The 12,739-nt window shown below is 36.5% G+C and carries 14 protein-coding genes and 1 pseudogene; 12 read left to right on the plus strand and 3 right to left on the minus strand.

Annotated elements, in window-relative coordinates; genetic code table 11:
* Nucleotides 1-333 (plus strand): YlaH-like family protein, encoded by a 333-nt coding sequence (locus tag JCM9157_RS03815; protein WP_035662347.1) that lies wholly within the window; start codon nucleotides 1-3, stop codon nucleotides 331-333.
* A gap of 39 nt (nucleotides 334-372) precedes the next feature.
* Here JCM9157_RS03815 and JCM9157_RS03820 read toward each other — a convergent pair whose 3' ends face one another.
* On the minus strand, nucleotides 373-576 hold the full coding sequence (locus JCM9157_RS03820; RefSeq protein WP_035662350.1) for a YlaI family protein: 204 nt from the start codon (nucleotides 574-576) through the stop codon (nucleotides 373-375).
* A gap of 152 nt (nucleotides 577-728) precedes the next feature.
* On the opposite strand from JCM9157_RS03820, the gene JCM9157_RS03825 reads away from it, so the two are divergent.
* Both JCM9157_RS03825 and JCM9157_RS03830 read left to right on the plus strand, forming a co-directional pair.
* Nucleotides 729-1,184, plus strand: coding sequence for a pyridoxamine 5'-phosphate oxidase family protein (locus tag JCM9157_RS03825; RefSeq protein WP_035662352.1), 456 nt, complete (start codon nucleotides 729-731; stop codon nucleotides 1,182-1,184).
* Nucleotides 1,185-1,360: 176 nt separating this feature from the next.
* Nucleotides 1,361-2,692 (plus strand): PhoH family protein, encoded by a 1,332-nt coding sequence (locus JCM9157_RS03830; protein WP_035662355.1) that lies wholly within the window; start codon nucleotides 1,361-1,363, stop codon nucleotides 2,690-2,692.
* A gap of 53 nt (nucleotides 2,693-2,745) precedes the next feature.
* On the opposite strand, the gene JCM9157_RS03835 is transcribed toward JCM9157_RS03830, so the two are convergent.
* A complete protein-coding gene (locus JCM9157_RS03835) occupies nucleotides 2,746-3,261 on the minus strand; it encodes a hypothetical protein (RefSeq protein WP_035662358.1) in 516 nt (171 codons plus the stop codon).
* Between the two features lie 157 nt (nucleotides 3,262-3,418).
* Between JCM9157_RS03835 and glsA the strand changes: the two are divergent.
* Both glsA and JCM9157_RS03845 read left to right on the plus strand, forming a co-directional pair.
* A pseudogene (gene glsA / locus JCM9157_RS03840) lies at nucleotides 3,419-4,347 on the plus strand (glutaminase A).
* Nucleotides 4,348-4,448: 101 nt separating this feature from the next.
* The gene (locus JCM9157_RS03845) at nucleotides 4,449-4,730 is read left to right on the plus strand and encodes an Fpa/YlaN family protein (protein WP_035662366.1); all 282 of its coding nucleotides are present in this window, start codon (nucleotides 4,449-4,451) and stop codon (nucleotides 4,728-4,730) included.
* A 155-nt stretch (nucleotides 4,731-4,885) separates the two neighbouring features.
* Here the strand turns inward: JCM9157_RS03845 and JCM9157_RS03850 are convergent, their stop codons facing one another.
* Nucleotides 4,886-5,782: a COX15/CtaA family protein gene (locus JCM9157_RS03850; RefSeq protein WP_035662369.1), complete on the minus strand. Its 897-nt coding sequence runs from the start codon at nucleotides 5,780-5,782 to the stop codon at nucleotides 4,886-4,888.
* Between the two features lie 295 nt (nucleotides 5,783-6,077).
* Between JCM9157_RS03850 and cyoE the strand changes: the two genes are divergently transcribed.
* The 7 genes from cyoE to JCM9157_RS23230 all read left to right on the plus strand — a co-directional run bounded on the left by cyoE (nucleotide 6,078) and on the right by JCM9157_RS23230 (nucleotide 12,702).
* The gene (gene cyoE / locus JCM9157_RS03855; RefSeq protein ID WP_035662370.1) at nucleotides 6,078-7,013 is read left to right on the plus strand and encodes a heme o synthase; all 936 of its coding nucleotides are present in this window, start codon (nucleotides 6,078-6,080) and stop codon (nucleotides 7,011-7,013) included.
* Between the two features lie 86 nt (nucleotides 7,014-7,099).
* Nucleotides 7,100-8,125, plus strand: a complete 1,026-nt coding sequence (coxB, locus tag JCM9157_RS03860) for a cytochrome c oxidase subunit II (protein WP_035662371.1) — start codon at nucleotides 7,100-7,102, stop codon at nucleotides 8,123-8,125.
* 29 nt (nucleotides 8,126-8,154) lie between these two features.
* Nucleotides 8,155-10,023 carry a cytochrome c oxidase subunit I gene (gene ctaD / locus JCM9157_RS03865; RefSeq protein ID WP_035662373.1) on the plus strand — a complete coding sequence of 623 codons (1,869 nt, stop codon included), beginning with the start codon at nucleotides 8,155-8,157 and terminating at the stop codon, nucleotides 10,021-10,023.
* A gap of 3 nt (nucleotides 10,024-10,026) precedes the next feature.
* A complete protein-coding gene (locus JCM9157_RS03870) occupies nucleotides 10,027-10,647 on the plus strand; it encodes a cytochrome (ubi)quinol oxidase subunit III (RefSeq protein ID WP_035662374.1) in 621 nt (206 codons plus the stop codon).
* A gap of 1 nt (nucleotide 10,648) precedes the next feature.
* Entirely contained in the window at nucleotides 10,649-10,993 is a 345-nt protein-coding gene (locus tag JCM9157_RS03875) for a cytochrome C oxidase subunit IV family protein (RefSeq protein WP_035662375.1), read from the plus strand.
* Nucleotides 10,994-11,158: 165 nt separating this feature from the next.
* Nucleotides 11,159-11,713: a DUF420 domain-containing protein gene (locus tag JCM9157_RS03880; RefSeq protein ID WP_035662376.1), complete on the plus strand. Its 555-nt coding sequence runs from the start codon at nucleotides 11,159-11,161 to the stop codon at nucleotides 11,711-11,713.
* A gap of 245 nt (nucleotides 11,714-11,958) precedes the next feature.
* Nucleotides 11,959-12,702 (plus strand): FixH family protein, encoded by a 744-nt coding sequence (locus JCM9157_RS23230; protein ID WP_052012936.1) that lies wholly within the window; start codon nucleotides 11,959-11,961, stop codon nucleotides 12,700-12,702.
* Nucleotides 12,703-12,739: the final 37 nt, after the last annotated feature.

Here is a 12,739-nt window from a genome sequence, read left to right on the forward strand (position 1 = left end):
ATGAACAACGGGCAGGTAACAGAACAAGAGCTAGAGGGTCTTACATGGCTGATGCGAGCTTCGTTAGAAAATCCTTGGATTGGTTTGTATTCTTTTCTTGCTGTTGTAGTTCTAACTGTTATAGTTTTTAATTTAGGTTTTGCAAGGAAATTACCTGTTTTAAAAAGAGTGGTTATTTATCTTTTGCTTGTAATAGGTAGTTTTGTAATGTGGTTTTTGGAATTTGCTTTTGGAGCCCCGATTATGGCTGTATTGATTATTTCGGGTGTTATCCTTGGTTTATATAGGTTCCGGCTGCATCGTCACAGAAAAGAAAAAGACCAAGCGTCTTAATCTGTTAGACACGGTCTAATAAAGAAGAGAGCAAGTGGGTTATTCCCATTCGCTCTCTTCTTTTTTTTCAAATGCTAAATGAAAAGATTCAGCCTCTTTTCGGGCTTCTGTTCTTTCCTTAATACGTTCGTTACAAGAATCACACATATAAGTATGAATAGGCCGATTGCGTAAGCGCTTAGCCAGCGGAAGGTGATCATCCAATTTATCAATTTTATCGCACAAAACACATTTAACTCTCATAATCTTATCAACACTCCAATCTCTTTATTATTGTAAGCAAAATAGATTGAAAAAGCCATCTCTTTACAAGCAAACTTAAACCTACATTTTAATCAAGAGTTAAAATATGGTATAATATATTAAATTAAGTGCGTCAAGAATGGAGGAATATAATGGCCAATCGAATTGAATCAGGGCTAACTGACGAGATTTTACCACTTCTCCAAAAAGAACAATACGTATTACTTTCTACTATTGATTTTGAATTAGGTACGCCAAATGTCAATGCAATTTCTTGGATTTACGCTCCCGACGCCCAAACGATTCGCTTTACGATTGATAATCGTTCACGCATTATCCAGAACATTAAAGCGAATGAGGGTGTAGTACTCACATTAATTGCAAATGGATCCACTTATTCAATTGCTGGTACTGCCCAAATTATCGTTGAAAAATTAGAAGATGTCCCATTAAAATTAGCTTTGTTAGAATTGGATGTAAAGGAAGTTAGGGATGTAATGTTCTATGGGGCAAAAATGTCTACTCAACCAAAATATGAAAAAACATATGATGCACAAGCTGCTGCGAAACTAGATCATCAGGTTATGCAAGCAATGAAAAGGGGTTAACTCATTATTTGAGTTGTCCTCTTTTTTTCTTATTTAAATTGATTTGTGATTCGTTCGTCTATCTTCAATAACTTAGACATACATTCATATTAAGGAGTTATTGAACAAACTTAGAAAATTTGCATAACTTGTAAGTAAGCAGTTGTTGACAAACGATTCTTAAGTCAGGAGGCGGAATGTTGAAAAAAATCTACGTATTGGACACGAACGTACTCTTACAGGATCCTTACTCTATCAATTCATTTCAGGATAATCAAGTGGTGATACCAGCAGTCGTACTTGAAGAGGTAGATTCTAAGAAAAGAAATATGGACGAGATAGGTAGAAATGCTCGTCAATTTTCAAAAATAATAGATAACCTTAGAGGGTTGGGGAAGCTACATGAGGGTGTTCCAATAGAATCTGGAGGCACATTACGAGTTGAGTTAAATCATAGATCTTTCCTTAGGTTAAAAGATTCTTTTGCAGAAATGACAAATGATAATCGCATTATTGCTGTAGCATTAAATTTGATGCTTGAGGAGCAAGAGAAAATAGATGGGAGACAAGTTATTTTAGTTAGTAAGGATGCTCTTGTAAGGGTAAAGGCAGATGCGTTAGGTTTACCTGCAGAAGACTTTCTTAGTGACAGAGTCGTAGAATTTGATCACGTATATCCAGGTTACGTTGAAATATATGTTGATGCTGATGTGATGAAGAAATTTTATGCAAATGGAGAGATTGCCATTTCAGAGCTTACGAAGCACCCGTTTTATCCTCATCAGTTTATCATTATGAAAGATGCACTAGGAAGTTCTAGTTCAGCACTTGGAAAAGTAGAACCAGATGGAAAAAAGGTAAAAAAATTCGTTAGTGAGCCAGATCATGTATGGGGAATTAGATCTCGTAATGTTCAACAAAGAATGGCTTTTGAGCTTTTATTAAGGGATGATATTAGTTTAGTGACGATGATTGGTAAGGCAGGGACAGGTAAAACTCTTTTATCGTTAGCGGCAGGATTGATGCAAACAGAAGACTTAGGAAAATATAAAAAATTAGTCGTTGCTAGACCAGTTGTTCCATTAGGCAAGGATATTGGCTTTTTACCAGGAGAAAAGGAAGAAAAGCTTAGGCCATGGATGCAACCTATCTATGATAACTTAGAGTTTCTGTTTGATACTAAGAAGCCTGGTGAACTAGATAATATATTGGCTGGAATGGGTTCCATTCAAGTGGAAGCTTTGACGTATATAAGAGGAAGAAGCATTCCAGATCAATTTATTATAATTGATGAAGCTCAAAATCTAACTAAACATGAAGTGAAAACCATTTTAACAAGGGTTGGTGAGCGAAGTAAACTAGTGTTAATGGGAGATCCTCAACAAATAGATCATCCTTATCTAGACGAATACAACAATGGATTAACGTATGTTGTTGAAAAATTCAAAGACCAAACGGTTAGTGGACATGTTAAATTAGTTAAAGGAGAAAGATCCGGATTAGCTCAATTAGCTGCTGATTTGTTATAAAAGAAAGAGGTTATCAATGGTCAAGCTCGTGACCATCTGATAACCTCTTTTTTTTATGAAAGATGAAGAATAAATTTAACGACATTTGTAATGGGTTTGTCTTTATTTGATCCATCACCTAAATAGAAATGAATCGGTCCATTTTCTTTCAATGGCTTTCCTTTAAAAGAAAAACCAGCTATTCCTGCTAGTGCGACTTTATAATCGAAAAAATGACTTTCGCCATTTTTTTGTTTAATTTCAACTTTGGATACGCCTTCAATCGGTTCAGAATTAATTAGGAACGGTTTAAGAGGCATACCGAAAGAGCCTTGCATTAGTTTTTGTTTATCATATTTTATTTTGTTATCATTTGAATCTGGTCTTGGTGGCTCTGACCCTTCTGTAATTTCTTTATCCCATTGAGCAGAAATCGCTTTTTTATACTTTGTTTCTTCGTCCTCGGCTGTGTCTAACTGATCAAAATATGTATCCAAGTCAACCTTTCTTTCATCAAATATCCAGACCGTAGGATCAATGGTTAAAGGATGATTTACATCACCATCTATAAAAAAAACAAACTCTTGCATAAAATTCCCTCCTAAATGCACATTCCTATAAAGTATAAAGGCTTTCAATGTTTTTGTCACTTGTGGTGAGTAGATAAATCTGTTGTTTTTAATGTGTCTTGATTATACTAAACAGGACAACTATTATGGAACGTTAAGAATGATTGGAGTGGTGTAATTGGTTTGTCGTTACGGAGACGATTTGAAAATGATGGTAGAACAGGTTAAACAATATACGAGCGAAGGGAAAGTGGCTGACTACATACCAGCTTTATCGGTGGCTGATCCGTCTAAAGTTGCTGTTGCCATTTATGATGGAAATGATACGTGTTTTAGCGAGGGGAACTTTAATGAAAAATTCACTTTGCAAAGCATTTCAAAAGTTCTTACACTTGCTTTGGCTCTGATGGATCATGGTGAAAAATATGTCTTCAGTAAGGTAGGGATGGAACCAACAGGAGATCCTTTTAATTCTATCTCAAAACTTGAAACGCAAATACCATCTAAACCACTTAATCCTATGATAAATGCAGGCGCTTTAGCTGTAAGCTCTTTGATCAAAGGTTCTTCCAATGAAGAAAAATTAGAAAGGTTATTGCAATTTGTACGAGATTTAAGCGGGAATGATCAAATTAGTTATAATAAGGAAGTGGCTCAGTCTGAGTTTGAAACAGCGGATCTAAACCGAGCACTTTCTTATTTTATGAAGCAACATGGCGTACTCACTGGAGATGTCGATGAGCTACTTGATTTTTATACAAAGCAATGTGCCATTGAAGTGAATTGTGAAGATTTAGCAAAATAGGGTTTGCTTTAGCGAATCAAGGAAAACACCCGCTCCAGAAAAATGATATTATTCCGGCCGAAATTGCTAGATTAGTTAAAACTTTTATGGTAACTTGCGGAATGTATAATGCTTCAGGAGAGTTTGCGATAAGAGTTGGAATTCCTGCTAAGAGTGGGGTATCTGGTGGGATTGTTGGTGCTGTCCCCGGCAATATTGGCATCGGAATTTACGGGCCGGCTCTTGATAAAAAGGGAAATAGTGTTGCTGGCATGAGACTTTTAGAGCTCCTTTCTAGCAAATATCATTTAAGTATTTTTTAATCAGAAAGTTCTTATTTATACTTCATGTGAAAATCGTTGCAATTTTTAGTTGAAACAGCTACTATTAAGACAAGGATATTTCACATGAAGGAGTGGTCAACTTGTCAGCAGAAATGATGACTGGAGATAAAGAAAAAGCCATTGCCCTTCTGAAGTCAGATGCGGATAAAATTCGGCAGCTCATTGAAGTTCAGTTGGAAAACTTAACGATGCCCCAATGTCCTCTTTATGAAGAGGTTCTCGATACACAAATGTTTGGTTTATCAAGAGAAATTGACTTTGCAGTTCGTTTAGGCTTAGTTATTGAAGAAGATGGTAAACAAATATTAGGTGAGTTACAGCGCAAGCTAGATGATTTGCATGAGGCATCTGTTCGAAAATAAAGAACAAGCTATTTAATAATAGCTTGTTCTTTTTTAGTGTTCTTCAATTTATAGGTAACAGTTCTATTTATGTAAAACAATTCGTACGTATAGACAGAGTTGAAATAGGACATAAATGAAAAATGACAGCATAGACTGTCATTTTTTCATTTGAACTATTGTGGCTTTCGCAGTAAAATCATCGCCATGTAACTTAAAACAGAGAATAAAATCGAGATTATTAGAGCATGTGCAAGTCCAACACTAAGTAACTCGTTTTGTGTAAATATAACGGAGATACCAGAAACTGCTTGAAGTATGATGAGAATAAATGCAATAACACTTGTCCAGACAAGAACAATTTCCTGCTTGAAACGAGCAATTGTCCAAATCATCAGAATCAGTAGTAGAATTAATAAGGCAATCCCTGCTAATCGGTGCAGAAAATGAACACCTATTGGGCCAGCAAAGCCTGGGAATATTTGTCCATTACACGTAGGGAAACCAGCGCAAGCTAATGTGGCTTGCATATGTTTTACATAGGCTCCGGTATAAATAACCATGTAACAATAAGTAATTACGAAAAAGAAAAAGGTTTTATACGCTTTAGAAACACGAGCAACAATTTTATATGGTTTGCCGTCTTCAAAAGCTAGAATGGTTAAAAGAACGACCGAGGCCAGTGACATAGCCGATATTCCAAAATGCAGCGCTAAAATGGCTTTTGATTGACCAAATACCACTGCACCCGCACCTAATAAACCTTGAAAAATAATTAATAATACAGCAGCTACAGACATGAACCTTGCTTCTTTTACATGTTTCAATTGTTTCCAAGACCAAATGGCAAGAATGATTACTAATGCTCCAACTAATCCAGATACAATTCGATGACTGTATTCTATAATTGTTTCTATTGCTGGACTAGTCGGAATAACTTCTCCAAAACATAGTGGCCAAGTTGCACCACATCCTTCTCCAGATCCAGTTTTGGTAACAAGGGCTCCTTGTAAAAGGACTATAGTTAACCCAATAGAGGTTAGAATGCCGTAGATTTTTAATCTTTTATGCATTCAATTCACCTTTCCTTCTATAAAATTATGAAGATTTGTGCTAGAGTAAGCAATGGACTACGACTTACTTATATGATCTTAAGAACAAACGATTAAAAAGTCAATTTTACTAGAGTGAATATTTTATGGACATCTCTAAATGTGAAGATAATGTGAAACTCACGAATTTAATGAAACAAAATAGATTTTAAGATATAATGTGACTTGTAGCACATTAGGTGACAGAAAAACACCTAATTTATTTTTTGTGAGATGTGCTTGTTTTGATTGACTCTATAATGGGGGTGAAGAATTGATGAATAAGACTAATACAGCGTTTGAGGCTACAGAGGTAATATCTAGTCATGATTCATCAGTTTCTGCTAATCAGCAGAAATCATGGAAAGATTATCTTGTGCTTGCTAAGCAGGGGATTGTAACGTCAAACTTGATTACCACTTTTGCCGGTATCTATTTAGCTGCCGTTTATACAAGTACTGGTATTGGAGCACATATCGGAACAATGTTTTTTGCTTTAATAGGTGCTGCACTCGTAATGGCCGGTGGATGTACGTTAAATAACTACATTGACCGTGATATTGATCATATTATGGAAAGAACAAAGGAGCGTCCAACCGTAACAGGACGTTTTACTGCTAATCATGTTCTTTTAGTAGGTTTGTTCCAGGCTGCAGCCGGTATAGCATTTCTTGCACTTACTACTGCTACAGCAGCTGTAATAGGACTAATTGGTTTGTTTATTTACGTCGTGCTTTACACAATGTGGACAAAGCGTACTACGACATTAAATACAATTGTAGGTAGTTTCTCTGGAGCAGTTCCTCCACTTATTGGGTGGGCAGCGATTGATGGAGGCTTACACACTTATGCTTGGGTTTTATTCTTTATTATGTTTTTCTGGCAGCCTCCACATTTCCTTGCACTAGCAATGAAACGTGTTGAAGAATATCGTGCTGCTGGAATACCAATGTTACCAGTCGTTGCAGGGTTTGAAGTGACTAAACGTCAAATGGTTGTTTACGTTATTGCTTTATTACCTGTATCACTAATGCTTTATCCTTTTGGATTAGTTTATACGATTGTTGCAGCGGTGTTAGGTTTAGGTTGGGTTGTCCTAGGTTTTGCAGGCTTTAAAATGAAGGATGACATTAAATGGGCAAGGTTAATGTTTGTATACTCGCTCAATTATTTAACTATTTTATTTGTTCTTATGGTTATTGTTCATATATAAACGGTTTTAACCGATATGAACAATGATTGTAGATATATTTATTAGTAGTATAATACTACGTTATGAAAGTGAGGTTGGATTGTCAGATGAAACTTTGGAAAACTGCATGGCGTTTTCTACCTCTTTCATTGCTCTTATTTTTAACGGGCTGTTTGGGAGAGACGAACTTAACTGCCCTTGATCCAAAGGGACCACAATCACAATGGTTATTCGACAACATGCTTTTATCATTGTATGTCATGGCCTTAGTGACAATTGTCGTATTTGCAATCTTTTTCATTATACTTGCTAAATTCCGTCGCGCTCCTGGAGACGATGAAATTCCTAAACAAGTACACGGAAATACGGCATTAGAAATTACTTGGACTGTTATCCCTATTATCTTGTTAACTATTTTAGCTGTTCCAACAATTACTGGACAATTTATGTTAGCTGATACTGAGCCTGATCCTGAGGTTGGAGAAGATACAGTCTATATCAAGGTAATTGGTCATCAATTTTGGTGGCAGTTTGATTACGAAGATGAAGGATTCACTGCTGGTCAAGAAGTTTATATCCCAGTAGGAGAAAAAGTTATTTTTGAATTACACGCACAAGATGTACAGCATTCATTTTGGGTTCCGGCATTAGGTGGTAAGGTAGATACTATACCTGGAATTACCAACCATCTTTGGTTAGAAGCGGATGAACCAGGAGTCTTTAAAGGGAAGTGTGCAGAGCTTTGTGGACCTGCTCATGCTTTAATGGACTTTAAAGTGATCGCGCTTGAGCGTAATGATTATGATGCTTGGGTTGCTGGAATGCAAGCTGAAGTAGAAGAGCCAACTGAAACATTAGCAGCGCAAGGCCGTCAGGTGTTTGAAGCTAATGGATGTATCGGTTGTCATGCTATTGGTGGAATGGGAACTGCTGCAGGTCCTGCTTTATCCGATTATGCAAACCGTACAGTAGTAGCTGGTTATTTAGAAAATACGGATGAAAATTTAGAAGCATGGATTCGTGATCCAGAATCATTAAAGCAAGGTAATAACATGCTTGCTTACCCTGATATGAGCGACGCAGATATGGAAGCTCTTATTGCTTATTTACGTTCTTTAGATGTACAGAATTAATTAATTGATGGAAAAAGGAGGTAAACCCTTTGGCTGCACAAAAACAGGAAAAAAGCGTTGTTTGGGATTGGTTAACAACTGTTGACCATAAAAAGCTTGGAATCATGTATTTGATTGCAGGGACGCTTTTCTTTGTAAAAGCTGGTGTCATGGCGCTATTTATGCGTATCCAACTTATGTATCCAGAGATGAATTTCTTAAGTGGGCAAACATTTAATGAATTTATCACGATGCATGGTACGATTATGTTATTTTTAGCGGCTACACCGTTATTATTTGCATTCATGAACTACGTCATACCTTTGCAAATAGGAGCACGTGACGTTGCGTTTCCATTTGTAAACGCACTCGGATTTTGGATCTTTTTTGCGGGTGGATTATTATTAAGTATGAGTTGGTTCTTTGGCGGAGGTCCAGACGCTGGATGGACAGCATATGTTCCACTTTCAAGTCGTGACTACGCTGGAGTTGGACTTGATTTCTATGTACTAGGTTTACAGGTTTCTGGTATTGGTACATTAATTTCTGCAATTAACTTTCTTGTAACGATTATTAACATGCGCGCACCTGGTATGACAATGATGCGTTTGCCACTATTTGTGTGGACGTCATTCATTTCTTCAACTTTAATTTTATTTGCTTTTACACCACTAGCTGCAGGACTTGCTCTTCTTATGCTAGACCGTATATTTGGAGCTCAATTCTTTATCCCTAGCATGGGTGGTAACACAGTTTTATGGCAACATATTTTCTGGATCTTCGGGCATCCAGAAGTTTATATTCTTGTTTTACCTGCATTTGGTATTATTTCTGAGGTTATTCCAGCATTCTCTAGAAAGCGTCTTTTCGGATACACAGCAATGGTATTTGCGACTATGATTATTGCTTTCTTAGGATTCATGGTTTGGGCTCACCATATGTTTACTGTAGGTATGGGACCAGTAGCTAACTCTATTTTCGCGATTGCGACAATGACGATTGCGGTTCCGACCGGTATCAAGATCTTTAACTGGCTATTTACAATGTGGGGCGGAAAAATTACATTTAATACAGCAATGTTATTTGCTTCCTCATTCGTACCAACATTTGTACTTGGTGGGGTAACTGGGGTTATGCTTGCAATGGCACCTGTTGACTATCTTTACCATGATACGTACTTTGTTGTTGCTCACTTCCACTACATTATTGTTGGTGGTATCGTATTAGGATTATTTGCTGGACTTTTCTATTGGTACCCTAAAATGTTTGGCCATATGTTAAATGAAACGTTAGGTAAGTTATTCTTCTGGGTATTTTATATCGGTTTCCATTTAACATTCTTTGTACAACATTTATTAGGTTTAATGGGGATGCCACGTCGTGTTTACACATATCTTGGCGACCAAGGCTTAGATACTTTTAACTTTATCAGTACAATCGGTACATTCTTTATGTCTGCAGGGGTAATCTTACTTGTAATCAATGTAATTTACTCTGCATTTAAAGGCGAACGTGTAACAGTAGCGGATCCTTGGGATGCTCGTACACTTGAGTGGGCTGTTCCTACTCCAGTTCCAGAGTATAACTTTGCTCAAACTCCTCAAGTACGTTCGTTAGATCCATTGTTCTACGAAAAAATTCATGGTGATGGTACGATGAAACCAGCTGAGCCTGTTGAAGCTATTCACATGCCGAACGGTTCAATTCTTCCGTTAATTATGTCTGTAGGACTTTTCTTTGCAGGTTTTGGGTTTATTATGATGAACATGGAAAATCCTATTATTAACCCTTGGATAGTTGCTATAGGTGGTTTAGTTATTACATTTGGAGCAATGTTTGTTCGTTCAGTTAAAGAAGATCATGGCTATTACGTTCCAGTTGAACAAGTGAAAGCTGATCTTAAGAAAGGAGGAAACTAAGAAATGGCGGGTCATGTAGATACTTCAAAAGGGCTTCCTTCTCATCCGGAGAGAGCTACATTAGAAGGAAAAAACAAATTTCTCGGTTTCTGGTTCTTCCTTGGTGGTGAAACAATTCTATTTGCGACATTCTTTGGTACTTATCTAGGTCTTCGTAATGGAATTGCTGATGGTCCTAGTTCTCAAGAAATGTTCCATCTACCACTTGTTTTTATTATGACAATGATTCTACTAACAAGTAGTTTAACAAGTGTATTAGCAATGTTTGCTATGAAGAAAAATAATTTCCGTACATTCAAAGTTTGGATGTGGATAACGGTTTTACTTGGAGTTTCATTCTTAGGTTTTGAAATTTACGAGTTTTACGAGTATGTTCACCAAGGCTTTGGATTTACAACAAGCGCATTTTCTTCTGCATTCTTTTCACTTGTTGGATTACATGGAGCTCACGTTGCTTTTGGTTTAAGTTGGATTACGGTCTTACTTATTCGTTATAGAAAAAGTGGGATTACTTTAACAAATGCTCCTAAGTTCTATGTTGCTAGTTTATACTGGCACTTCATTGACGTAGTGTGGGTATTTATCTTCACTGTCGTTTATCTTATGGGAGTAGGAGGTCATTAATATGGCAGATAACTTAAGTCAACCATTTGATAAAAGTGCTATGACCGAGGAAGAGAAGCGTCAGGTTAGCAAAGAAATTCGTAAGCAGATTGTTGTATTTGCTTTAATGATCTTTTTAACGATCATGTCTTTCTTAGCTGTTGGTGCTGATATTATTCCGAGATCATTTGCTATTCCGTTTATTTTATTATTAGCGGTCATTCAGTTCGCGCTGCAGTTGATTTTCTTTATGCACTTAAAAGATAAAGATCATGGCTGGGCAACTGCATTTATGATTTCTGGTATTTTCATTACGGTTCCAACAATCGCAGCATTAATGTTGTTAATTGGTGTTGTAAAATACTAGTTATCTGATTGCTTGAAACTCCTTAAGAAGGTAATTGAAGGTCAAATATGACTTTTCGATTACCTTCTTTTTTGTTCATAAGTTTGTAAGAGCTTGTTTGATTAAAGTGTCTCTTTATGTTGTATAATGTAGTAGATTTGAATATGTTGAAAAGGAGTGGAGACATTGAATCAAGATCAAAATGTCTTACAACAAACACATAGAAAACGTAATTATAAACCTGCTATTATAATTATTACGATTATAATTAATGGTTTAGTTGCTTTATTAGCAGGTTTACCTGGAGTAGATAATTTTACTGCTTTTGATGTAAAAATACTTCCTATGTTAAATGCAATATTTAATACTTTTACGTTTTTATTTTTAGTAGGAGCACTTGTAGCGATACTGAAGAAAAATGTTACAGTACATCGTCGCTTTATCTATGCAGCGTTTATTACAACTACGTTATTTCTAGTGACGTACGTGGGCCATCACTTTTTATCGGAATCAACTGCGTATGGAGGTACAGGCTTTATTGCTGGTGTTTATTACTTTATTCTAATAACACATATTATCTTAGCGGCAATCATTGTTCCACTAGCTTTGACGTCTGTTGCTAGAGCTTGGAATATGGAAAATGAAAGACATCGCAAAATTGCACGTTGGACTATGCCGATATGGTTATACGTCAGCTTAACAGGTGTAATTGTTTATATCATGATTTCACCTTATTATTAATTTAAGAGGTTCTTTTTACGGCTATGTTAACTCCGTATGTTGTTCGATTGCGCTCCAGCCAGTCGGTTTGCGCAAAAGTCGAGTGATTTCCGCTCCATTTCACTACGAGGAAAACATCATTATAGCAACAATCTTTACGAAAGCAGTTAAAAAGACTAAATTCAATCCAAGGAGTTTAGTCTTTTGCTTTGAATATTTGTGGATTATTACAAAGAATGAGGTGGACTAATGGTTATAAAAAATAAATGGATACTGAGTGTGTTGGTATCTACCTTGCTATTACTGCATGTGGTAATGAGCCTGAGATACATATAGAAGAGAGTGAAAATGGGGTAATCGCACCTATTGATGTTGAGTTGAATTTACCTGAAACAGCTGAAGTAGGAGAAACAGTAACCTTTGTAAGTGTAGTTACACAAGCTGACGAACAAGTTGATGATGCTAACGAGGTAGTTTATGAAATTTGGCTAGAAGGTCAGAAGGAATTAAGTGAATTAATTGAAATTGAAAATCAAGATGGAAATTCTTATTATCTTGATTATACATTTTCAAAAGAGGGGTTGTATCATGTTCAATCACATGTAACGGCAAGAGGTTTGCATCGAATGCCAACTGGACAAGTTCTAGTAGGTACAGATGCGGAAGCTAGCCATAAGCATGAAGAAGAACATAATGACACGGAGCACGAGCACGACCATGTTCACGACCATCAGCATCAGCATGCTAACGTTCATATTGATTCGAAGCTTGAGTCAAATCGTTTGATTATGGAAATTGAAGTAGATGGAGAACCTTTTACGGGTGGTAGAGTGACACTTGAAATGCGTAATACTACAGAAGAAAATGTACATTGGCTTGATATGGAGGAAATTGGAAATGGTAGTTATGAATTGTCTACAATAACTGAGTACAACGGAACATATTCAACTATAGTCCATATTGAGGACGAAGAAATTCATGAACATATTAAAATGGAGATACAGTTTTAGTTTTAAAGCACAGAGAAAGCACGCTCAAATATGAGCG

The sequence above is a fragment of the Halalkalibacter akibai JCM 9157 genome (assembly GCF_000513135.1).
Classification (GTDB): domain Bacteria; phylum Bacillota; class Bacilli; order Bacillales; family Bacillaceae_D; genus Halalkalibacter; species Halalkalibacter akibai.

What these genes read in the sequence shown, in the direction of transcription:
- coxB (WP_035662371.1), top strand. Translation starts at nt 7,100, where the DNA reads ATGAAACTTTGGAAAACTGCATGGCGTTTTCTACCTCTTTCATTGCTC.
- JCM9157_RS03835 (WP_035662358.1), bottom strand. Translation starts at nt 3,261, where the DNA reads ATGCAAGAGTTTGTTTTTTTTATAGATGGTGATGTAAATCATCCTTTA.
- JCM9157_RS03820 (WP_035662350.1), bottom strand. Translation starts at nt 576, where the DNA reads ATGAGAGTTAAATGTGTTTTGTGCGATAAAATTGATAAATTGGATGAT.
- JCM9157_RS03825 (WP_035662352.1), top strand. Translation starts at nt 729, where the DNA reads ATGGCCAATCGAATTGAATCAGGGCTAACTGACGAGATTTTACCACTT.
- cyoE (WP_035662370.1), top strand. Translation starts at nt 6,078, where the DNA reads ATGAATAAGACTAATACAGCGTTTGAGGCTACAGAGGTAATATCTAGT.
- JCM9157_RS03830 (WP_035662355.1), top strand. Translation starts at nt 1,361, where the DNA reads ATGTTGAAAAAAATCTACGTATTGGACACGAACGTACTCTTACAGGAT.
- JCM9157_RS03875 (WP_035662375.1), top strand. Translation starts at nt 10,649, where the DNA reads ATGGCAGATAACTTAAGTCAACCATTTGATAAAAGTGCTATGACCGAG.
- JCM9157_RS03815 (WP_035662347.1), top strand. Translation starts at nt 1, where the DNA reads ATGAACAACGGGCAGGTAACAGAACAAGAGCTAGAGGGTCTTACATGG.
- JCM9157_RS03870 (WP_035662374.1), top strand. Translation starts at nt 10,027, where the DNA reads ATGGCGGGTCATGTAGATACTTCAAAAGGGCTTCCTTCTCATCCGGAG.
- JCM9157_RS23230 (WP_052012936.1), top strand. Translation starts at nt 11,959, where the DNA reads ATGGATACTGAGTGTGTTGGTATCTACCTTGCTATTACTGCATGTGGT.
- JCM9157_RS03850 (WP_035662369.1), bottom strand. Translation starts at nt 5,782, where the DNA reads ATGCATAAAAGATTAAAAATCTACGGCATTCTAACCTCTATTGGGTTA.